A 21,690-nucleotide genomic window follows, 5' to 3' on the forward strand; every position below is an offset into this window, starting at 1 on the left:
ATCCGACGAGGGGACACCGTGGACAACAGCGGGCAGCGGCAGTCCGGCGACGGGGGAGCGGACCGCACGACCGAGCCCGAGGCGGACAAGCCGCGCCGACCACGCGAGGTGGGCGGCGGCATCCTCATGGGGCGCCCCTTCGGCGTACCCGTCTATGTCTCGCCCAGCTGGTTCCTCGTGGCGGCCCTCATCACCTGGGTCTTCGGCGGCCAGCTGGAGCGGGTGCTGCCGGAGCTGGGCGCCACCCGGTATCTGGTGTCGCTCTTCTTCGCGGTCGCCTTCTACGCCTCCGTCCTGGTGCACGAGCTGGCCCACACCGTGGCCGCGCTGCGCTTCAAGCTGCCGGTGCGCCGGATCCAGCTGCAGTTCTTCGGCGGCGTCTCGGAGATCGAGAAGGAGTCCGAGACCCCCGGCCGGGAGTTCGTCCTCGCCTTCGTCGGCCCGCTGCTCTCCCTGATCCTCTCCGGGGTCTTCTACGTCGGGATGCTGTTCGTGCGGCCCGACTCGGTGCCCGGAGTGCTGCTCGCCGGGCTGATGATCTCCAACCTCATCGTGGCCGCGTTCAACCTGCTGCCCGGCCTGCCGCTGGACGGCGGGCGGATGCTGCGCGCCGTCGTCTGGAAGGTCAGCGGCAAGCCCATGGCCGGAACCGTCGCCGCCGCCTGGACCGGCCGGGCGCTCGCCGTCGCCGTCCTGGTGGGGCTGCCCTGGCTCACCCAGGCGGGCGGCCTCGGCGGGGAGCCCAAGGACTTCGGCAGCGTCGACTCGCTCACCGACGCGCTGCTCGCCGCCATACTGGCCGCGATCATCTGGACCGGGGCGGGCAACAGCCTGCGGATGGCCCGGCTGCGGGAGCGCCTGCCGGACCTGCGCGCCCGTACGCTCACCCGGCGCGCCGTGCCCGTCGCGTCCGACACCCCGCTGTCCGAGGCGCTGCGGCGGGCCAACGAGGCGGGGGCGCGCGCCCTGGTCGTGGTGGACGGCCACGGCGCCCCGACCGCCGTGGTGCGGGAGGCGGCCATCGTGGGCGTCCCGGAGCACCGGCGCCCCTGGGTCGCGGTCAGCGGCCTCGCCCAGGACCTCAAGGACGGCATGCGGGTCTCCGCCGAGCTGACCGGCGAGGAGCTGCTGGACACCCTGCGCGCCACCCCCGCGACCGAGTACCTGGTGGTGGAGGAGACGGGCGAGATCTACGGCGTGCTCTCCACGGCGGACGTCGAGCGCGCCTTCGTCAACGCCATGGCACGCACTCCGACGGCCTGACACCAGGGCTGCCGGACGGGCCGCCGAGGCCCGCCGTCCCGGGCAGGCTCCCGGTCCCGGTAGGCTGTTCACATGTCCGAACCGACCGGTGCCGCCCGCCGTCGCGGGCCCTTCCAAGTCGGGGACCAGGTCCAGCTCACCGACCCCAAGGGACGCCACTACACGTTCACGCTCGAAGCCGGGAAGAATTTCCACACCCACAAGGGTTCCTTCCCCCATGACGAGCTGATCGGCGCCCCCGAGGGAACTGTCGTGCGCACCACGGGAAACGTCGCGTATCTCGCGCTGCGTCCCCTGCTCCCCGACTATGTCCTGTCCATGCCACGCGGTGCCGCTGTGGTCTACCCCAAGGACGCGGGGCAGATCCTGGCGATGGCCGACATCTTCCCCGGCGCCCGTGTCGTCGAGGCGGGCGTCGGCTCCGGGTCGCTCTCCACCTTCCTGCTGCGGGCCATCGGCGACCAGGGCATGCTGCACTCCTATGAGCGCCGGTCCGACTTCGCCGACATCGCCTCGCAGAACGTCGAGCGCTACTTCGGGGCCCCGCACCCCGCCTGGCAGCTGACCGTCGGCGACCTCCAGGACAACCTGTCCGACACCGACGTCGACCGCGTCATCCTGGACATGCTCGCCCCCTGGGAGTGCCTGGAGGCCGTCTCCAAGGCGCTCGTGCCCGGCGGCATCCTGTGCGCCTACGTCGCCACCACCACCCAGCTCGCCCGCACCGTGGAGTCCATCCGCGAGCACGGCACCTTCAACGAGCCGTCGGCCTGGGAGACCATGGTCCGCACCTGGCACGTCGAAGGCCTGGCGGTCCGCCCCGACCACCGCATGATCGGCCACACCGGCTTCCTGCTCACCGCCCGCCGCCTCGCGGACGGCGTGGAGCCGCCGCTCCGCCGCCGCCGTCCCGCCAAGGGCGCGTACGGCGACGACTACCCGGGCTACGGCAGCGGGAAGGACACCTCGGCCGACCGCGGCTGACGCCTCCCACTGACGCCCCTCGTATCAACGACTCGGCGCGGCCACCGACTTCCCCCGTGCGGGGCGGTGGCCGCGCCGGTGTGAGATGTGGCACGATGCGGAGCACCCCCTCCGCCGCAGCCATCTCATGGAGTCATCCCGCGTGCAGCCTCTGGGCCCGGATCTCGCGCACACTCGTCCCCGTCCGGTGCACTGGATCGCGACCGCGGCCGCCGTGGCCGCCGTCGTCGCCGGAGCGTCGGCCTTCCAGCCCGCCGACGCCAAGGCCAGCGCGGCCCCCACCACCCTCTCCGCGCCCAGCGGCGATCTGCCGCTCGCGAAGGCGAAGGCCCCCGACCCGCGGGCCGCGCACTATCCGATGGACTGCGGCCGGGCCGAGGTCGGCGTCGTGGACCGCGCCTCGGGAGATCTGGACGGCGACGGACGGCCGGAAACGGTCGCCGTGGTGCGCTGCGAGACCGCGGCCGGAAACCCGCCCAGCGGGGTCTACGTCCTCGCGCAGCCGTCCCGCCCGGGTGCGGCCCCCCAGATCGTGGCGACCTTCGTCGACCCGAAGGAGGGGATGAGCATCCAGGATTTCGCGGTGCGCGGAACGAAGGTTTCGGCCACTTTGCTGGGCTACTCGTCGACGAAGGTCCCGCGGTGCTGTCCCGATCTGCAGCGCAAGGTCAACTGGCAGTGGCGGGACGGCGAGTTCGTACTGAAGGCACTGCCCGTGCCGGGGAGTGTCTGACCGCTCACGCAGCGTCCCGCGCGGGTCCTCCGCCGCGCGGCGCCCGGGCGCTACTCGGCGTCCGGGCCGTACACCTCGACCTGGTCCGCGGCGCGCCGCACATGGATGCAGTCGCCCGGGCATTCCTTGGCCGAATCCACCACCTCGGTGAGCAGTGGCAGCGGCACCTTGGTGGTCGCGCCCTTGTCCTGCAGAAGCTCGTCGTCGGCGCTCTTGACGTAGGCTAGACCGTCGATGTCGAGTTCGAAGACCTCGGGCGCGTACTGGGCACAGATCCCATCCCCCGTGCACAGGTCCTGGTCAATCCAGACTTCAAGATCGCCGAGCTCCTCGTTCCGCACGGTGCGTCGCCTGCCGTTCCCTCGATACGCGATTCAACATTGACTAAATATCGCCAGCACTGGCGGGTGTTGACCGGGTCGACGATACAACCGCTCGCTTTCCGATGTTGTTGGGTGGGTATTCACCTGGCGTGAGGGAGTGCGCAAGGGTGAAGATCGGACACACGCCGACCGGGTTTGTGATCTAGGGGTTTCAACCCGCACCGGCCCAGGTAGGGTCAGGAAGCGTCCAGCTCCCCTTGGAGGAGGTGAGGACCGTGGCAGCCCACGACGACGACATCAACCGCGGCATCCGGCCGGGGCGGGGGTCTGATGACCCCGCCGGTCAGGTTGCCTATCTCGAGCAGGAAATCGCCGTCCTGCGCCGCAAGCTCGCCGACTCTCCGCGTCACACGAGGATTCTCGAAGAGCGGATCGTCGAGCTGCAGACCAATCTGGCGGGAGTCTCCGCCCAGAACGAGCGGCTCGCGAACACCCTCCGTGAGGCCCGCGACCAGATCGTGGCCCTCAAGGAGGAGGTCGACCGGCTCGCCCAGCCGCCGGCCGGTTTCGGTGCCTTTCTGCAGGCGAACGAGGACGGCACAGCCGACATCTTCACCGGAGGCCGTAAACTCCGCGTGAATGTCAGCCCAAGCGTCGAGCTCGATGACCTCCAGAAGGGCCAGGAGGTCATGCTCAACGAGGCGCTCAACGTGGTCGAGGCCATGGAGTTCGAGCGCGCCGGGGACATCGTCACCCTCAAGGAGGTCCTTGAGGACGGCGAGCGGGCCCTGGTCATCGGGCACACCGACGAGGAGCGCGTGGTGCGGCTCGCCGAGCCGCTGCTGGAAACCACCATCCGCCCCGGTGACGCCCTGCTGCTGGAGCCCCGCTCCGGCTACGTCTACGAGGTCGTGCCGAAGAGCGAGGTCGAGGAACTCGTCCTCGAAGAGGTTCCGGACATCGACTACACCAAGATCGGCGGCCTGGGGAACCAGATCGAGCTGATCCGGGACGCGGTCGAGCTTCCGTACCTCTACCCCGACCTGTTCAAGGAGCACGAACTGCGGCCGCCCAAGGGCGTGCTGCTGTACGGCCCGCCCGGTTGCGGCAAGACGCTGATCGCGAAGGCCGTCGCCAACTCCCTTGCCAAGAAGGTCGCCGAAGTCACCGGCAAGCCCGCGGGGAAGAGCTTCTTCCTCAACATCAAGGGCCCCGAGCTGCTCAACAAGTACGTCGGTGAGACCGAGCGGCACATCCGGCTGGTCTTCCAGCGGGCCCGGGAGAAGGCCAGCGAGGGCACTCCGGTCATCGTCTTCTTCGACGAGATGGACTCCCTGTTCCGCACCCGCGGCTCCGGAGTCAGCTCGGACGTGGAGAACACCATCGTCCCCCAGCTGCTCTCCGAGATCGACGGTGTCGAGGGCCTGGAGAACGTCATCGTCATCGGCGCCTCGAACCGCGAGGACATGATCGACCCGGCCATCCTGCGCCCCGGCCGCCTCGATGTGAAGATCAAGATCGAGCGTCCGGACGCCGAGGCCGCCAAGGACATCTTCTCGAAGTACCTGACCGCCACCCTGCCGGTCCACACGGACGACCTCGCCGAGCACAGCGGCTCGGCCAAGGCAGCCGTCGCCGGCATGATTCAGTCGGTCGTCGAGCAGATGTACGCGGAATCCGAGGAGAACCGCTTCCTGGAGGTCACCTACGCCAATGGTGACAAGGAAGTCCTCTACTTCAAGGACTTCAACTCCGGCGCCATGATCCAGAACATTGTGGACCGGGCGAAGAAGATGGCCATCAAGGCATTCCTCGACCACAACCAGAAGGGCCTCAGGGTCTCCCATCTGCTCGCCGCGTGCGTGGACGAGTTCAAGGAGAACGAGGACCTGCCCAACACCACGAACCCGGATGACTGGGCCCGCATCTCCGGTAAGAAGGGCGAGCGGATCGTCTTCATCCGTACCCTGGTCACCGGAAAGCAGGGCGCGGACACGGGACGCTCCATCGACACGGTGGCCAACACCGGTCAGTACCTGTAAGACCGCTGTCCGGCTGCGGATGTCCTGGACGGGGCATCCGCAGCCGGATGCGCTTTTCGGACGGCATTCATCGTATGAGTCCTACGAGCCGCGCAGCGGTACTTGAGCGTCGGCCCCGGCTTGGGGCGGCGTCGGGCTAGGAGGGCCGCATGACCGTACGGCGCGTAATGGGTATCGAGACGGAGTACGGGATCTCCGTCCCGGGGCACCCGAACGCCAATGCCATGCTCACCTCATCCCAGGTCGTCAACGCCTACGCGGCGGCGATGCACCGGGCGCGCCGCGCCCGCTGGGACTTCGAGGAGGAGAACCCGCTGCGGGACGCCCGCGGCTTCGACCTCGCGCGTGAGTCCGCGGACGCCAGTCAGCTCACGGACGAGGACATCGGCCTGGCCAACGTCATCCTCACCAACGGTGCACGGCTCTACGTCGACCACGCGCATCCCGAGTACTCCGCCCCCGAGGTCACCAACCCGCGGGACGCGGTGCTCTGGGACAAGGCGGGCGAGCGCATCATGGCCGAGGCCGCGAGGCGCGCCGCCGAGCTGCCCGGCGCCCAGCCGATCCACCTGTACAAGAACAACACCGACAACAAGGGCGCGTCCTACGGCACGCACGAGAACTACCTGATGAAGCGGGAGACCCCCTTCTCGGACATCGTGCGCCATCTGACGCCGTTCTTCGTCTCCCGCCAGGTCGTCACCGGCGCGGGCCGCGTCGGCATCGGCCAGGACGGGCACGAGCACGGCTTCCAGATCAGCCAGCGGGCGGACTACTTCGAGGTCGAGGTCGGTCTGGAGACCACCCTCAAGCGGCCCATCATCAACACCCGCGACGAGCCGCACGCCGACGCCGAGAAGTACCGCCGCCTGCATGTGATCATCGGCGACGCCAACCTCTCCGAGCTGTCGACCTACCTCAAGCTCGGCACCACCGCGCTGGTGCTGTCGATGATCGAGGACGGCTTCATCGCCGTCGACCTGGCCGTCGACCAGCCGGTCCGCACGCTGCACCAGGTCTCGCACGACCCGACGCTGCAGCGCCTGATCACGCTGCGCAGCGGCCGTACGCTGACCGCCGTACAGCTCCAGATGGAGTACTTCGAGCTGGCCCGCAAGTACGTCGAGGACCGCTTCGGAGCCGACGCGGACGACCAGACCCGGGACGTGCTGACCCGCTGGGAGGACGTGCTCAACCGGCTGGAGCGCGATCCGATGTCCCTGTCCGGCGAGCTGGACTGGGTGGCCAAGCGCGAGCTGCTGGAGGGCTACCGCAGGCGCGACGGCCTGGAGTGGGACGCCGCCCGGCTCCATCTGGTCGACCTGCAGTACGCCGACGTACGGCCCGAGAAGGGCCTGTACAACCGGCTGGCGGCGCGCGGCAAGATGAAGCGGCTGCTGGACGACTCCGACGTGGCACGGGCCCAGAACAAGCCCCCGGAGGACACCCGCGCCTACTTCCGCGGCCGCTGCCTGGAGCAGTACGCGGACGACGTGGCCGCGGCCTCCTGGGACTCGGTGATCTTCGACCTCCCGGGCCGTGACTCTCTGCAGCGGGTCCCCACGCTGGAGCCGCTGCGGGGCACCCGCAACCACGTCAAGGAGCTGCTGGACCGCTGCCGCACGGCCGAGGACCTGGTCCGGGTGCTGTCCGGAGGCTGAAATGGGCTCCGACCGGGAATCATGGTGGTGGCCTCCACGCGTTGTAGCGAGTGGGAGGCCGATGTCGGACCCTGCTTGTAGGGTCTGATCTTGAGACCGATCGAATCAGCGGGCGAACCGAGCGGGGTGAGGGACATGGCGACCAAGGACACCGGCGGCGGTCAGCAGAAGGCGTCGCGCCAGACCGAGGAGGTCGAGGAGCAGGCGCAGGACGCACAGGCCGCGGAGGATCTCAAGGAGCGGCAGGAAAAGCTCTCCGACGACGTCGACTCCGTGCTGGACGAGATCGACGACGTCCTCGAGGAGAACGCGGAGGACTTCGTGCGGTCCTTCGTGCAAAAGGGCGGAGAGTAAGGCGCGTCCCCCTCCGTCCTGTGTCCTCATCGAGAGGACGCAGGACGGATGACTTCCATGGCCAGGGGTAAGGTCCGAGCAGTATTTCAAGATCTGGTGGAAGGAATCGTGTGGAAGCCAACACTCGAAGCACAGGGCGTCTGCCGGCTGCCTTCCTGACGCCCGGCTCCTCGTCGTTCATGGACTTCCTCGGAACGCATCAGCCCGAGCTGCTGCCGGGCGCCCGCCCGCTGCCCCCGGTGCAGGGCGCCATCGAGGCACCGCATGGCACGACGATCGTGGCGGCGACGTTCGCAGGCGGGGTCGCGCTCGCCGGTGACCGGCGCGCGACCATGGGGAACGTCATCGCGCAGCGCGACATCGAGAAGGTCTTCCCGGCGGACGAGTACTCGGCCGTCGGTATCGCGGGCACGGCCGGTCTCGCCGTGGAGATGGTCAAGCTGTTCCAGCTGGAGCTGGAGCACTTCGAGAAGGTCGAGGGCACCGTCCTCTCGCTGGAGGGCAAGGCCAACCGGCTCTCGACCATGATCCGCGGCAATCTCGGCATGGCGATGCAGGGCCTCGCCGTCGTCCCGCTCTTCGCGGGTTACGACGTCGACCGCGGGAAGGGCCGCATCTTCTCCTACGACGTGACCGGCGGGCGCTCGGAGGAGCGCGGCTTCGCGGCCACCGGCTCCGGCTCGACGTTCGCCCGCGGCGCGCTCAAGAAGCTCTACCGCGAGGACCTGACGGAAGAGCAGGCCGGCACCGCCGTGATCCAGGCGCTGTACGACGCCGCGGACGACGACTCCGCGACCGGCGGCCCCGATCTGGCCCGGCGCATTTATCCCATCGTCACGGTCATCACCGAGGACGGTTTCAGGAAGTTCTCCGAGGCAGAGGTGGCCGACATCGTCCGCGCCATCCACGAGCGGCGGCTCGAAGAGCCGGACGGCCCGCGCGCCGCCCTGCTCTGAGGGGACGGTTGACCCGGAATGTATTCGCCAATGACAGAAAGGGACGGATAGCCGGTGACGACGCCGTTCTATGTATCGCCCCAGCAGGCCATGGCCGACCGCGCGGAATACGCCCGCAAGGGCATCGCGCGCGGCCGCAGCGTGGTAGTGCTGCAGTATTCCGACGGCATCCTCTTCGTCGCCGAGAATCCGTCCCGTGCCCTGCACAAGGTCAGCGAGATCTATGACCGGATCGCCTTCGCGGCGGTCGGCAAGTACAACGAATTCGAGAACCTGCGCATCGGCGGCGTCCGGTACGCCGATCTGCGCGGCTATACCTACGACCGGGACGATGTCACGGCCCGCGGGCTCGCCAACGTCTACGCGCAGACGCTGGGCACGATCTTCTCCAGCGCCGCCGAGAAGCCGTACGAGGTCGAGCTGATCGTCGCCGAGACCGGGGAGAGCCCCGCCGACGACCAGATCTACCGGCTGCCGCACGACGGCTCCATCGTGGACGAGCACGGCTCGGTCGCCGTCGGTGGCAACGCCGACCAGATCAGCACCTATCTCGACCAGCGCCACCGGGACGGCATGACGCTGGCCGAAGCCCTCAAGCTGGCCGTCGACTCGCTGTCCCGGGACAACAACGGCGGCGAGCGCAGCCTCACCGCCGAGCAGCTGGAGGTCGCGGTCCTGGACCGCAAGCGGCCTCAGGCCCGGAAGTTCAAGCGCGTCCTGGGCGGGCAGCTGACCCGTCTCCTGGAGGGTTCCGGGGCCGCGGCGGAGGCCGACGCCGAGTCGGAGTCCGACGAGTCCGGCGACTCCGCGGAGTCGGGCGAGGAGTAGCCACCGGCCTGGTGGGGGTGGCCCGGCCGGGCCACCCCCACCAGGCGTCAGCGCCTATCCGGCCGGTGGTGCAGGGGCGCTGGAGTCCCGTACGACCAGCTCCACCGGCAGCGTCGTGTCCCCGGCCGGTTCCCCGTCCAGGACCGCCATCAGCGCCCGCATGCCCTCCGCCCCGACCGCCTGCGCGGGCAGCGTCACGGTGGTCAGCTCCGGCTCGACCGCCGTGGCCAGCGCCAGGTCGTCGAAGCCGGTGACCGACACGTCCTCCGGCACCCGCAGCCCCAGCCGCCGGACGGCCTTGCACGCGCCCGCGGCGAGGACGTCGTCGTCGCACACCAGCGCCGTGGGCCGGGGCCCGGGCCCGGTGAGCGCCCGCAGCGCCGCCCGCCGCCCCTCCTCGACGCTCAGCGCCGCGGACTCGGTGTGCAGCGCGGTGCCGGGCACCGCGCCCACCGCCCCGGCCAGCGCCCGGGCGCGCACCTGGAACGTCCAGGAGTCCACCGCCGCCGCCACATGGGCGATCCGGCGGTGCCCCAGGCCCAGCAGGTGCTCCGCCGCCCGCCGCATGCCGTCGCCGATGTCCAGGTTGACCGTGGCCGCCGCGGCGGCGGCCGGGTCGTCGGGGTCGCTGTCGAGCATCACCAGCGGCAGCCCGCCGCCGCGCACCGCGGCCAGCGCGTCGGCGGCCATCGAGGAGGCGATCACGCCGTCCAGCGAGGCCCGCGCCGAGTCGAAGGGGTCACGGGCCGGGCCGACGCCCTCGGGGGACGGGTAGAGCACCACGCCGAAGCCGTGGTCGGCGGCGACCCGGGCGGCGCCGGTGTAGACCTGCGCGAAGAACTCGTTGGTCAGGGCCGGGACGACGAGCAGCACGGTCCGGGTGCGGCCCAGCCGCAGGCTGCGCGCCGCCAGGTTCGGCCGGTAGCCCAGCTCGCGCGCCGCGGCCCGCACGGTGCCCGCCGTGCGCTCCGACACCCGCCCGCGCCACTTGTCGCCGAGCACGAGGGAGACGGTCGCCTGGGACACCCCGGCGCGCCGTGCCACGTCCCGGCTGGTGACCCGTGCGGTAGCCGCGGGAGGTCCGGTCCCCTGTGCCACATCGCCTCCGCTCCGTGCGTCCCTGCGGTCCGCCCGCCACGGGTGGACCCGGGGCAGGCCGCCATGGTACGTATAACGACGCGTCGTTATACGTAAAACTCGATCCATCACCCACGATTCATGACCCACGATTCAGGACATCAGGAGGGGCAGCCATGGCGGCCGGTTACGGGGAACTGCTGCGCACCCGCCACGCGGCGCGGCTGCTCACCGGCACGCTGATCGGCAGGCTCCCGAACGCCACCGCCGCGCTCGCCGTGGTGCTCTTCGCCCGCGCCGAGGGCGGAAGTTACGCGCTGGCCGGGGCGCTCTCGGCCGTCTACGGGGTGGCCACCGCCGTCGGGCAGCCGCTGCTGGGCCGGGCGGTGGACCACTGGGGCCAGCCGCGCGTGATGCTCCCGGCCGCCGTGGTGTCCGCGCTCGGGATGGCCCTGTTCGCCGTCGTGGGCCTCGACCCGCTGCCGGTGGCGTACGCCGCGATGCTCGTCGCGGGGCTGTTCACGCCCCCGCTGGAGGGCGGCCTGCGGGCCCTGTGGCCGGACGTGCTGCGCCGCCCGGACCAGGTGCACGCGGCGTACGCGCTGGACGCCGTGGCCCAGGAGGTGATGTTCGCCGTCGGCCCGCTGCTGGTCACCCTGCTGGTCGCCGGATGGTCCGAGGCGGCCGCGCTACTGGTCATCAACGCGATGGGGATCCTGGGCGCGCTGTCCGTCGTGGTGTCCGCGCCGTCCCGGCGGTGGCGCTCCGCGCCGCGCGAGGCGCACTGGCTGGGCGCGCTGCGCTCCTCCGGGATGCTGGTGCTGATCGGCTCGTTCTTCTTCGTCGGCACCGCGCTCGGCGCGATCGCCGTGGCCGCCGTCGCGTACGCCGACGAGCACGGCGGCGGCCTGGTCTCCAGCTATCTGCTCTCCGCGCTCGGCGCGGGCGCGCTGGTCGGCGGCGTCGTCTACGGGGCCCGCCCGTGGGCCGGTGCGCCCGAGCGGCGGCTGCGGCTGCTGGTGGCCGCCCTCGCGGCCGGCTATCTGCCGCTCGCCCTGGTGCCGGGTGTCCCCGCGATGACGGCCCTCGCGGGCGTGGCGGGGGTGTTCCTGGCCCCGGCGCTCGCGTGCGCCTTCGTCGTCATCGACCGGCACGCCCCGGCCGGTACGGTCACCGAGGCGTTCTCCTGGCTGGTGACCACCTTCGGGGTGGGCAGCTCGGTCGGCGCGGCCGCCGCCGGACCCGCCGTGGAGCTGGGCGGTGTGGCCCTGGGATTCGCCGTCCCGGGGGCCGCCGGAGCGGCCGCGCTGGCCGTCCTGCTGGCCGCCCGGAGGTACCTGAAGGAGGCACCGCGGAGAACGCCGGATGGACGCCATCCGGAAAATGATCGCAGCCATGCCGCCGAACCCGGTTTCAGAGCAGGCCATCAGGCGTAATGTTCAGGCATGGACCGCCGCATTTTCGGGCTGGAGAACGAGTACGGCGTCACGTGCACATTCAGGGGACAGCGCCGGTTGTCTCCTGACGAAGTGGCGCGGTACCTCTTCCGCCGTGTCGTCTCGTGGGGCCGCAGCAGCAATGTCTTCCTGCGCAACGGCGCCCGCCTCTATCTCGACGTGGGTTCGCACCCGGAATACGCCACACCCGAGTGCGACAACGTGACCGAGCTGGTCACCCACGACAAGTCCGGCGAGCGCATTCTCGAAGGTCTGCTCGTCGACGCCGAACGCCGCCTGCACGAGGAGGGAATCGCGGGCGACGTCTATCTCTTCAAGAACAACACCGACTCGGCGGGCAACTCCTACGGCTGCCACGAGAACTATCTGGTGGCCCGGCACGGGGAGTTCTCCCGGCTCGCCGACATTCTCATCCCGTTCCTGGTGACGCGGCAGCTGCTGTGCGGGGCGGGCAAGGTGCTGCAGACCCCGCGTGGCGCGGTCTACTGCGTCAGCCAGCGCGCCGAGCACATCTGGGAGGGCGTCAGCTCCGCGACGACCCGCTCCCGGCCGATCATCAACACCCGCGACGAACCGCACGCCGACGCCGAGCGCTACCGGCGGCTGCACGTCATCGTGGGCGACTCCAACATGTCCGAGACCACGATGCTGCTCAAGGTCGGCGCCACCGACCTGGTGCTCCGCATGATCGAGGCGGGCACCGTGATGCGCGACCTGACCCTGGAGAACCCGATCCGGGCGATCCGCGAGGTCAGCCACGACATCACCGGGCAGCGCAAGGTGCGGCTCGCCAGCGGGCGCGAGGCGTCCGCCCTGGAGGTGCAGCAGGAGTACTACGAGAAGGCCGTCGACTTCTGCGAGCGCCGGGGCATCCGCACCGGCACCGTCGAGCGGGTGCTGGAGCTGTGGGGCCGCACCCTGGAGGCGATCCGGGACGAGGACCTGGACCGGATCGGCACCGAGATCGACTGGGTGATGAAGTACCGGCTCATCGAGCGGTACCGGGCGAAGAACAACATCACCATGTCCCATCCGCGCATCGCCCAGATGGACCTCGCCTACCACGACATCCACCGCCGCCGGGGGCTCTACTACCTGCTGGAGAAGCGTGGCCAGGCCGCCCGGGTGTGCAACGACCTGAAGATCTTCGAGGGCAAGTCGGTGCCCCCGCAGACCACTCGCGCCCGGCTGCGCGGTGACTTCATCCGCCGCGCCCAGGAGCAGCGCCGCGACTTCACCGTGGACTGGGTGCACCTCAAGCTCAATGACCAGGCGCAGCGCACCGTGCTGTGCAAGGACCCGTTCCGTTCGGTCGATGACCGGGTGGAGAAACTCATCGCTGGTATGTAGGCCGCCGTGTAGGCCACTTGGCTGAGTCGGCGTACGGCTTATGCATGACGCGGGCCCCGTGCGTTTCTCGGACGGGGCCCGCGTCACGCCGTAAAGTGGCGCGCATTGGCCATCGCAAGATCTACCTAACGAGGACTCCGTGCGCCGACGCTCCGTACTCCTTGCCGTGCCCGCGGGCCTGCTCACGCTCGCGGGCTGCGGTGACGACAAGTCAGGATCCGACAAGGCCAAGCCCTCCAAGGAGCCGACCGGAGGCCCCTCACCGGCCCCCAGCGGGAAGATCGTGAACGGACCGGTGCCGGAGATCACCGGCGGCGAGAAGTTCGGCGAGAAGCCGAAGGTCGCCAAGGGCAGCGGGAAGCCGTCCTCCGACCTCGCGGTCAAGACGGTGATCAAGGGGGATGGGGCGAAGACGGCCAAGGGCGACTACGTCCAGGTGAACTACCTCGCCCAGATCTGGAACACCGGCAAGGTCGTGGACAACACCTACGACAAGAAGCAGACCGCCGCCTTCCCGATCGGCAAGGGCCAGGTGCTCCCGGGCTGGGACCAGGGGCTGGTGGGCCGCACCGTCGGCAGCCGGCTGGAGCTGGCCGTCCCCCCGGCGTACGCGTACGGCAAGCAGGGCCAGCCGCAGGCGGGCATCAAGGGCACGGACACCCTGGTGTTCGTCATCGACATCGAGGACGCCTTCAACGCCAAGAGCTCGGCCAAGGGCAAGAAGGTGGCGCAGAGCAACATCGACATGCCCAAGGTGTCCGACAACACCGACGGCAAGGCGCCCACCATCACCATCCCCAAGAAGGACGCGCCCAAGAAGCTCGTCTCCGAGTACGTCATCGAGGGCGACGGCCCCGAGGCCACGGCGAAGGACGCGCTGCTCGTCCAGTACAAGGGCGTGCTGTGGGACGGCGGCAAGGAGTTCGACTCCACGTACAAGCGCGGTGAGCTGGCCCAGTTCTCGCTGCAGCAGGTCGTCAAGGGCTGGTCGCAGGGGCTCGCGGGCAAGAAGGCCGGCAGCCGGGTGCTGATCGTGGTGCCCCCGGACCTGGGTTACGGGAAGAAGGCCCAGAAGGGCATCCCCGCCAACTCCACCCTGGTCTTCACGGTCGACATCCTGGCCGTTCTGTAGTTCGTCGGTTCTGTAGGGTGTGCGGGTTGCCCACAACGTAACGAGGAGCAATTTCGTGAGCATCGACAAGCCTGAGGTCGACTTCCCGGGCGGCGAGCCGCCGAAGGACCTGGAGATCAAGGATCTCTGGGAGGGCGACGGTCCCGTGGCCCAGGCCGGGAACGACATCGCCGTCCACTACGTGGGCGTGGCCTTCTCCAGCGGTGAGGAGTTCGACGCGAGCTACAACCGCGGCGGCCCGATGCGCATCAAGCTCGGCGTCGGCCAGGTCATCCCCGGCTGGGACCAGGGTCTGCAGGGTATGAAGGTCGGCGGCCGCCGCCAGCTGATCATCCCGCCGCACCTGGCCTACGGCGACCGTGGCGCCGGCGGTGGCCGGATCAAGCCGGGCGAGTCGCTGATCTTCGTCTGCGACCTGATCTCCGCCTGAGACTCGCGCGCGGCGTGTGCCGAGGGTCCCCGTCCACAGGCGGGGGCCCTCGGCTTTTGCGGTGGCTGCCCGGAGCGGTACGGTCACGGTCGTAAGGTCAAGAAGAAAGGGCGTCGATGGCGATTGCCAAGGCCGAGCGGCTGATGAACCTGGCGCTGTGCCTGCTGGGAACCCGGCGTCCGCTGACCAAGCGTGAGTTGCGGGGCTCCATAGAGGCGTACCTGCAGTCCGACGCCGCCCATGACGACGCGTTCAACCGCATGTTCGAGCGCGACAAGGACGATCTGCGCGAACTCGGCCTGGTCATCGAGACGGTGGAGGGCCTTGAGGGCGAAGTCGGCTATCTCGCCCGCCGGGACAGCAACCGCCTCCCCCCGATCACCCTGGACGCCGCCGAGGCCGCCGCGCTCGGCCTCGCCGCCAAGGTCTGGCAGCAGGCCCGGCTCGCGGGCGCCGCGAGCGGCGCGCTGCAGAAGCTGCGCGCCGCCGGGATGCCGGTCGCCGAGGATCCGTACGACACCCAGCCGCAGAGCGCGCTGCAGCCGCACATCCCGGTCCACGAGGCCGCCTTCGAGCCGCTGATGCTGGCCTGCCGCGACCGCCGCCCGGTCGTCTTCGACTACCGCAAGTCCAACGCCGCCCGCCCCGAGCAGCGCCAGGTCGAGCCCTGGACGCTGGAGTGCTGGCGCGGCCACTGGTATCTCGCCGGGTGGGACCGCGACCGGTCCGCCGAGCGCGTCTTCCGGCTCTCCCGGATCACCGGCCGGGTGCGGCTGCGCTCCGGCGCGTACACCGCCGAGGTGCCCGACCACTCCACCGTGCGGGAGACCGTGGAGGCCTGGGCGGGGGAGACCGCCACCGGCACGGCGCGGATCAGGGTGCGCGCCGGGCACGGCTATCCGCTGCGGGCGAAGGCGCTCTCCACTCACGCCGGGGACGACGGCTGGGACGAGCTGGAGATTCCGTACGGGCACGGACTGGACGCCTGGCTGGTGGAATTCGGCCCGGACGTGATCGTCATGGGCCCCGGCGAGCTGCGGGCGGACGTCGTGGAGCGGCTGCGCGCCGTGGCCAAGGGCTGAGGGGACGGAACGACTTCATCATGGCCGGAAACGCCATTGACCAGACCCGCCGGATGCTGTCGCTGGTGACGTATCTGCGGGAGCGCCCGGGCGCGCGCGTCGCCGAGGTCGCCCGCGCCTTCGGCATCAGCGAGGACGAGCTGATCTCCGACCTCGATGTGCTGCCGCTGTGCGGCACCAGCTTCCGCGGCGGCGACCTGCTGGACATCGACACCGACGGCGAGCGCATCTGGTGGCACAACCCCGACGATGTCGCCGAGCCGCTGCGGCTGGCCGCCGACGAGGCCACCGCGCTGCTCGTCGCCGCCCGCGCCGTCGCCACCCTGCCCGGGCTGCGCGAGAGCGACCGGGAGGCGCTGCTGCGGGCCACCGCCAAGCTGGAGGCCGCGGCAGGCGAGGTGGCGGGCGCCAGCTCCCGGCTCTCGGTGACCTTCGAGTCCGAGGGCGGTGTCTTCGCCGACGTCGACCGGGCCATCTCCGAGCGTCGCAGGCTGTGGCTGCGCTACTACTCGCCCGCGCGGGACGAGGTCACCGAGCGCGAGGTCGACCCGATCCGGCTGTTCGCCGTCGGCCACACCTATATGGAGGCGTGGTGCCGGCTGTCGGAGGCCCGCCGTACCTTCCGGCTCGACCGGGTCGTGGAGATCAAGCTGCTGGACGAGGCGTCCGACCCGCCCCCGATCGAGCTGCGGGACCTCTCCGATCCGTCCACCGGGCTGGTGCAGACCGGCGCCGAGGACCCCGAGGTGGTTGTCGAGGTCGGCCCCGGCGGGCGCTGGGTCGCCGAGTACTACCCGCATGAGAGCGCGGAGGAGCTGCCCGACGGGGCGCTGCGCATCACGCTGCGCGCCCCCGACCCCGGCAGCTTGCGGCGGCTGGCGCTGCGGCTCGGCCGGGACGGCCGGATCGTCGCGCCGCAGGGGCTCGCGGACAGCGCTCGGGACGCGGCGCGGCAAGCGCTCGCGGCCTATGGCGAATGAAGGCCTTCGGCGAATGATGGCTTGCGGTGAGTGAAGGGAAGCGCACAGTGACCGCTGGGGGGAATCCCGCCTCGGTGATCTTCAAGGCCGCCTGCCCGGAGTGCCGGGGCCGGTTCGAGCTGGCAGCCGGTGCGCTGCGGCTGGCGATCGGGGCCAGTGACCGCACCACGTTCTACTCCTTCACCTGTCCCGACTGCGGCAGCGCGGTGCGCAAGCCCGCGGGGGAGCGGATCGTGGAGCTGCTCACCGGCGGCGGGGTGCGCACCCTGCGGCTGCACTCGACGGTCTGATCAGCGGGCCGACCGGCGCGGGGCCGCCGCGGCGGCCCCGATAGGCTCGCCCCATGCTCTGGCCGATGCTCGCCCTCGCCCTCGCTTTCTGCGGAATCGCCGTCCTCGCCGTGCTCTCCGTACGGGTCTTCGCGGAGGTGCGCAGACTGGCCCGGCAGGTGTCGGACAGCTCCGCGCGGATCACCCGGGCCGCGGAGGACCTGGAGCGGGCCACGGAACCGCTGAGTGCGCAGGTGGGGGCGGTGCGCCGGGACGAGGGCGGGGCCCGCGGCCACTGATCGACGGCGCTCTGCTGAGTCACAGCGAAGCGGGGTACGCTGGCTGGTCGTGGCCCTGGAATCGAGGCGGAGGGCCGCAACCAGGCGTCTGCATGGGGATTGCCCTGCATTTACCCCTGCGCGCTACGATCGCAGACAGCACGGCTGCCGGACTTTTGTCCGAACGGTCGGCAGCCCCACCCCAGCCGCCTCGGTGAGAAGGTAGACGAATATGTTCGGAAGGCTCGGCGCTACCGAGATCATCCTTATCCTTGTCGTCGTTCTGCTGCTGTTCGGCGCGAAGAAGCTCCCCGACATGGCGCGCTCGCTGGGTAAGTCCGCCCGCATCCTCAAGAGCGAGGCCAAGGCGATGAAGTCGGACGGTAAGCAGGACGAGAACGCCCCGGCCGACCCGCCGAACCCGGGCCAGGACCAGAGCGCGCACCGCACCATCCAGGCGGCTCCGGGCGACGTCACCAGCTCCCGTCCGGTGGCCGAACCGAGCGACACCACCAAGCGCTGACCCGGGCCCACTTGGAGGCGGGGCCGACGGCCGCCGTCCGACGCACGAGATGAGGACGTGGGTTGCTCAAGTCTGCCCGCAACAAGAAGGAGAAGGACCCTGAGGGGCGGATGCCCCTCGCGGACCACCTGCGCGAGTTGCGCAACCGGTTGATGAAATCGGTCTTGGCGATCTGCGTGATCACCATCGTGGCGATGTTCGTCTACCAGGACATCATCGACTTCCTGATGAAGCCGGTCCTGGATTCCGTCGGCTGTCCGGGCGGGACGCGGATGTCCCAGATCTCCGCGAACAGCGAACACGTCGGAAAGCGGTGCGCGGAGTTCACCGTGAACGGTCTGCTGTCGCCGTTCACGATCATGCTGAAGGTCTCCTTCACCACCGGTCTGGTTCTCGCCACCCCGGTCTGGCTGTACCAGCTGTGGGCGTTCCTCGCGCCCGGTCTGCACCGCAGCGAGAAGAAGTACTCGCTCTTCTTCGTCGGCCTCGGCGTGCCGCTGTTCGTCGGCGGTGCCTTCTTCGCGTACAAGATCCTGCCGAAAAGCGCCGAGGTCCTCCTCGACTTCACGCCGGGCGGGGCCAGCAACCTGCTCCCGCTGGACGACTTCCTCGATCTGCTCACCCGCATGATCGTCGTCTTCGGTCTGGCGTTCGAGCTGCCGCTGCTGCTGATCCTGCTGAACTTCACCGGCATCCTCAGCGGCCGCCGGATGTTCGGCTGGTGGCGGGGCATGATCATGGGCATCACGGTCTTCGGCGCCGTGGCCACCCCCAGCACCGACCCGATCGGCATGTTCGCCCTGGCCGGGCCCGTCACCGTGCTGTACTTCGGCGCGGTCGCCATCGCCCTCCTCAACGACCGGCGCAGGGCGCGGCGCCGGGCCGCCGACCCCGACTTCGGGCTGGACGACGACGAGGCGTCGAGCCTGGATCTGACGCCGGAGGCCGTCGAGGGGACCGAGCGCGTCGCCGCGGGCGAGCTGTCCTCGGCGGACGACCCCGTGCGGCGCAACGGCTACGACGACGTCACGTAGGCGGGTCACCGACGACCGGATGACCGGGGCCCGCCGGGGTCCCGGTCCCCATCCCGCCGTAAAGATCGCGTGCGTTGTCGGAGGTGGCCGGTAGTCTCGTACATACGATGACCGACGAGCTGACTCCCGCCGAGCGCTATGCGGCCGCCCGAGTCCGGGCCGCCGAGCAGGCCACCGCGCTGGCCCCCTTCCGCGAGATGTACGCCTTCGCACTGGACCCGTTCCAGATCGAGGCGTGCCAGGCCCTCGAAGCAGGAAAGGGTGTGCTGGTCGCCGCCCCCACCGGCTCTGGCAAGACCATCGTGGGCGAGTTCGCCGTCCACCTGGCGCTCACCCAGGGCCGCAAGTGCTTCTACACCACGCCCATCAAGGCGCTGTCGAACCAGAAATACGCCGACCTCGTCAAGCGCTACGGCGCCGACAAGGTCGGCCTGCTCACCGGGGACAACAGCGTCAACTCCGATGCCCCGGTGGTCGTCATGACCACCGAGGTGCTGCGCAACATGCTCTACGCGGGCTCCCAGTCGCTGCTCGGCCTCGGCTATGTGGTGATGGACGAGGTGCACTACCTCTCCGACCGCTTCCGCGGCGCCGTCTGGGAAGAGGTCATCATCCACCTCCCCGAGTCGGTGACGCTCGTATCACTGTCCGCGACGGTCTCCAACGCCGAGGAGTTCGGCGACTGGCTGGACACCGTGCGCGGCGACACCGAGGTGATCGTCTCCGAGCACCGCCCGGTGCCGCTGTGGCAGCACGTGCTGGCGGGGCGCCGGATGTACGACCTCTTCGAGGAGAAGACCGGGCGGGACGGTGATCAGTCCGCCCGCCGCGAGGTCAATCCCGACCTGGTCCGGCTGGCCCGGATGGAGAACAGCCGCCCCGCCTTCGGCCGCGACAAGCGCCGGGGGCGGAACAACATGCGGGAGGCCGACCGGGAGCGCGAGCGCCGTCAGCGCAGCCGGATCTGGACCCCGGGCAGAGCCGAGGTCATCGACCGGCTCGACGCCGAGGGCCTGTTGCCCGCCATCACCTTCATCTTCAGCCGGGCCGGGTGCGAATCGGCCGTCCAGCAGTGCCTGTACGCGGGGCTGCGGCTCAACGACGACGCGGCGCGCGCCCAGGTGCGGTCGATAGTCGAGGAGCGCACCGCGGGCATCCCCGACGAAGACCTGCATGTGCTGGGGTATTTCGAGTGGCTGGAGGGGCTCGAGCGGGGCATCGCGGCCCACCACGCCGGGATGCTGCCCACCTTCAAGGAGGTCGTCGAGGAGCTGTTCGTCCGCGGCCTGGTCAAGGCGGTCTTCGCCACCGAGACCCTGGCGCTGGGCATCAACATGCCCGCCCGCTCGGTGGTGTTGGAGAAGCTCGTCAAGTGGAACGGGGAGCAGCACGCCGACATCACCCCCGGTGAGTACACCCAGCTGACCGGGCGGGCCGGGCGGCGCGGCATCGACGTCGAGGGCCACGCGGTGGTGCTGTGGCAGCGCGCCATGGACCCGGCCGCCCTCGCGGGCCTGGCCGGGACGCGCACGTATCCGCTGCGCTCGTCCTTCAAGCCCTCGTACAACATGGCGGTCAACCTGGTCTCCCAGTTCGGCCGGCACCGCTCGCGCGAGCTGCTGGAGACCTCGTTCGCCCAGTTCCAGGCGGACAAGGCGGTCGTCGGGATCTCCCGTCAGGTGCAGCGCAACGAGGAGGGGTTGGAGGGCTACCGCGCCTCCATGACCTGCCACCTCGGCGACTTCGACGAGTACGCGCGGCTGCGCCGCGATCTGAAGGACCGCGAGACCGAGATCGCCCGGCAGGGCGCCGCGCAGCGCCGCGCGGCCGCCGCGGTGGCGCTGGAGAAGCTCCGCCCGGGCGATGTCATCCACGTGCCCACCGGCAAGTTCGCCGGGCTCGCCCTGGTGCTGGACCCGGGGCTGGCCGCCGGGCGCTCCAACGGCCACCGCGGCTTCGAGCACCAGGACGGGCCGCGTCCGCTGGTGCTCACCGCCGAGCGCCAGGTCAAGCGGCTGGCCTCGATCGACTTCCCGGTGCCGGTCGAGCCGCTGGACCGGATGCGGATCCCGAAGTCGTTCAACCCGCGCAGCCCGCAGTCCCGCCGGGACCTGGCCTCCGCGCTGCGCACCAAGGCCGGGCACCACGACGCGCGGCGGCACCGCAAGGAGCGCTCGCGGGCGGCCGACGATACCGAGATCGCCCGGCTGCGCGCCGAGATCCGCGCCCACCCCTGCCACGGCTGCTCCGACCGCGAGGACCACGCCCGCTGGGGCGAGCGCTACCACCGGCTGCTGCGCGACACCCGCCAGCTGGAGCGGCGCATCGAGGGGCGGACGAACACCATCGCCCGCACCTTCGACCGGATCTGCGCGCTGCTGACCGAGCTGGACTATCTGCGCGATGACGAGGTCACGGATGTCGGCAGGCGGCTGGCTCGGCTCTACGGCGAGCTGGACCTGCTGGCCAGCGAATGCCTGCGGGACGGTGTGTGGGAGGGGCTGGCCCCCGCCGAGCTGGCGGCGTGCGCCTCGGCGCTGGTGTACGAGTCCCGGGCGGCGGACGACGCGCTGCCGCCCAAGCTGCCCACCGGCCCCGCCAAGGAGGCGCTGGGCGAGATGGTCCGTATCTGGGGCCGACTGGACGCCCTGGAGGAGGAGCACAAGATCAACCAGGCGGAGGGGGTCGGCCAGCGCGAGCCGGACCTGGGCTTCGCCTGGGCCGCCTACCGCTGGGCGTCCGGCCACGGGCTGGACGAGGTGCTGCGGGAAGTGGACATGCCCGCCGGTGACTTCGTGCGCTGGTGCAAGCAGCTGATCGACGTGCTGGGTCAGATCGCGGCGGCGGCTCCGGACGGCGCCGTGGCACGCAACGCCCGCAAGGCGGTCGACGGGCTGCTGCGCGGGGTCGTGGCGTACTCGTCCGTCGGCTGAG

The 21,690-nt window shown here is 70.4% G+C and carries 21 protein-coding genes; 19 read left to right on the forward strand and 2 right to left on the reverse strand.

The window, feature by feature from the left end:
• Window positions 1-18: 18 nt before the first annotated feature.
• The 3 genes from ACWC5C_RS27840 to ACWC5C_RS27850 all read left to right on the forward strand — a co-directional run bounded on the left by ACWC5C_RS27840 (window position 19) and on the right by ACWC5C_RS27850 (window position 2,980).
• Window positions 19-1,263, forward strand: coding sequence for a site-2 protease family protein (locus tag ACWC5C_RS27840; protein WP_450879660.1), 1,245 nt, complete (start codon window positions 19-21; stop codon window positions 1,261-1,263).
• Window positions 1,264-1,335: 72 nt separating this feature from the next.
• Complete coding sequence (locus ACWC5C_RS27845) at window positions 1,336-2,247, forward strand: tRNA (adenine-N1)-methyltransferase (protein ID WP_450879662.1); 912 nt, start codon at window positions 1,336-1,338, stop codon at window positions 2,245-2,247.
• Between the two features lie 127 nt (window positions 2,248-2,374).
• Window positions 2,375-2,980 (forward strand): hypothetical protein, encoded by a 606-nt coding sequence (locus ACWC5C_RS27850; RefSeq protein ID WP_450879664.1) that lies wholly within the window; start codon window positions 2,375-2,377, stop codon window positions 2,978-2,980.
• 50 nt (window positions 2,981-3,030) lie between these two features.
• Here the strand turns inward: ACWC5C_RS27850 and ACWC5C_RS27855 are convergent, their stop codons facing one another.
• The gene (locus ACWC5C_RS27855) at window positions 3,031-3,321 is read right to left on the reverse strand and encodes a ferredoxin (protein WP_009719184.1); all 291 of its coding nucleotides are present in this window, start codon (window positions 3,319-3,321) and stop codon (window positions 3,031-3,033) included.
• A 257-nt stretch (window positions 3,322-3,578) separates the two neighbouring features.
• Between ACWC5C_RS27855 and arc the strand changes: the two genes are divergently transcribed.
• The 5 genes from arc to prcA all read left to right on the forward strand — a co-directional run bounded on the left by arc (window position 3,579) and on the right by prcA (window position 9,144).
• Entirely contained in the window at window positions 3,579-5,345 is a 1,767-nt protein-coding gene (arc, locus tag ACWC5C_RS27860) for a proteasome ATPase (RefSeq protein WP_385445313.1), read from the forward strand.
• Between the two features lie 149 nt (window positions 5,346-5,494).
• On the forward strand, window positions 5,495-7,006 hold the full coding sequence (dop, locus tag ACWC5C_RS27865; protein WP_450879666.1) for a depupylase/deamidase Dop: 1,512 nt from the start codon (window positions 5,495-5,497) through the stop codon (window positions 7,004-7,006).
• Window positions 7,007-7,141: 135 nt separating this feature from the next.
• Window positions 7,142-7,360, forward strand: coding sequence for a ubiquitin-like protein Pup (locus tag ACWC5C_RS27870; protein ID WP_123101079.1), 219 nt, complete (start codon window positions 7,142-7,144; stop codon window positions 7,358-7,360).
• Window positions 7,361-7,470: 110 nt separating this feature from the next.
• The gene (gene prcB, locus ACWC5C_RS27875) at window positions 7,471-8,316 is read left to right on the forward strand and encodes a proteasome subunit beta (protein ID WP_450879669.1); all 846 of its coding nucleotides are present in this window, start codon (window positions 7,471-7,473) and stop codon (window positions 8,314-8,316) included.
• A gap of 54 nt (window positions 8,317-8,370) precedes the next feature.
• Window positions 8,371-9,144 carry a proteasome subunit alpha gene (gene prcA / locus ACWC5C_RS27880; protein WP_385445318.1) on the forward strand — a complete coding sequence of 258 codons (774 nt, stop codon included), beginning with the start codon at window positions 8,371-8,373 and terminating at the stop codon, window positions 9,142-9,144.
• A gap of 54 nt (window positions 9,145-9,198) precedes the next feature.
• Here the strand turns inward: prcA and ACWC5C_RS27885 are convergent, their stop codons facing one another.
• Window positions 9,199-10,188: a LacI family DNA-binding transcriptional regulator gene (locus ACWC5C_RS27885; protein WP_450879671.1), complete on the reverse strand. Its 990-nt coding sequence runs from the start codon at window positions 10,186-10,188 to the stop codon at window positions 9,199-9,201.
• A 209-nt stretch (window positions 10,189-10,397) separates the two neighbouring features.
• Between ACWC5C_RS27885 and ACWC5C_RS27890 the strand changes: the two genes are divergently transcribed.
• The 11 genes from ACWC5C_RS27890 to ACWC5C_RS27940 all read left to right on the forward strand — a co-directional run bounded on the left by ACWC5C_RS27890 (window position 10,398) and on the right by ACWC5C_RS27940 (window position 21,689).
• Complete coding sequence (locus ACWC5C_RS27890) at window positions 10,398-11,657, forward strand: MFS transporter (RefSeq protein WP_450879673.1); 1,260 nt, start codon at window positions 10,398-10,400, stop codon at window positions 11,655-11,657.
• Window positions 11,658-11,666: 9 nt separating this feature from the next.
• On the forward strand, window positions 11,667-13,028 hold the full coding sequence (gene pafA / locus ACWC5C_RS27895; protein ID WP_385445323.1) for a Pup--protein ligase: 1,362 nt from the start codon (window positions 11,667-11,669) through the stop codon (window positions 13,026-13,028).
• A 139-nt stretch (window positions 13,029-13,167) separates the two neighbouring features.
• Window positions 13,168-14,160, forward strand: coding sequence for an FKBP-type peptidyl-prolyl cis-trans isomerase (locus ACWC5C_RS27900; protein ID WP_385445324.1), 993 nt, complete (start codon window positions 13,168-13,170; stop codon window positions 14,158-14,160).
• A gap of 55 nt (window positions 14,161-14,215) precedes the next feature.
• Window positions 14,216-14,590 (forward strand): FKBP-type peptidyl-prolyl cis-trans isomerase, encoded by a 375-nt coding sequence (locus ACWC5C_RS27905; RefSeq protein WP_450879676.1) that lies wholly within the window; start codon window positions 14,216-14,218, stop codon window positions 14,588-14,590.
• Window positions 14,591-14,706: 116 nt separating this feature from the next.
• Window positions 14,707-15,672: a helix-turn-helix transcriptional regulator gene (locus tag ACWC5C_RS27910; RefSeq protein WP_450879678.1), complete on the forward strand. Its 966-nt coding sequence runs from the start codon at window positions 14,707-14,709 to the stop codon at window positions 15,670-15,672.
• Between the two features lie 20 nt (window positions 15,673-15,692).
• Entirely contained in the window at window positions 15,693-16,652 is a 960-nt protein-coding gene (locus ACWC5C_RS27915) for a helix-turn-helix transcriptional regulator (RefSeq protein WP_385445328.1), read from the forward strand.
• A gap of 47 nt (window positions 16,653-16,699) precedes the next feature.
• A complete protein-coding gene (locus ACWC5C_RS27920; RefSeq protein ID WP_385445329.1) occupies window positions 16,700-16,942 on the forward strand; it encodes a hypothetical protein in 243 nt (80 codons plus the stop codon).
• Window positions 16,943-16,995: 53 nt separating this feature from the next.
• Complete coding sequence (locus tag ACWC5C_RS27925; RefSeq protein ID WP_385445331.1) at window positions 16,996-17,220, forward strand: hypothetical protein; 225 nt, start codon at window positions 16,996-16,998, stop codon at window positions 17,218-17,220.
• Between the two features lie 211 nt (window positions 17,221-17,431).
• Window positions 17,432-17,722, forward strand: a complete 291-nt coding sequence (gene tatA / locus ACWC5C_RS27930; protein ID WP_385445333.1) for a Sec-independent protein translocase subunit TatA — start codon at window positions 17,432-17,434, stop codon at window positions 17,720-17,722.
• Between the two features lie 62 nt (window positions 17,723-17,784).
• Window positions 17,785-18,756 (forward strand): twin-arginine translocase subunit TatC, encoded by a 972-nt coding sequence (gene tatC, locus ACWC5C_RS27935; protein ID WP_385445335.1) that lies wholly within the window; start codon window positions 17,785-17,787, stop codon window positions 18,754-18,756.
• A gap of 107 nt (window positions 18,757-18,863) precedes the next feature.
• Complete coding sequence (locus ACWC5C_RS27940; protein ID WP_450879681.1) at window positions 18,864-21,689, forward strand: DEAD/DEAH box helicase; 2,826 nt, start codon at window positions 18,864-18,866, stop codon at window positions 21,687-21,689.
• Window position 21,690 lies beyond the last annotated feature (1 nt).

The sequence above is a fragment of the Streptomyces sp. NPDC001700 genome (genome assembly GCF_053596435.1).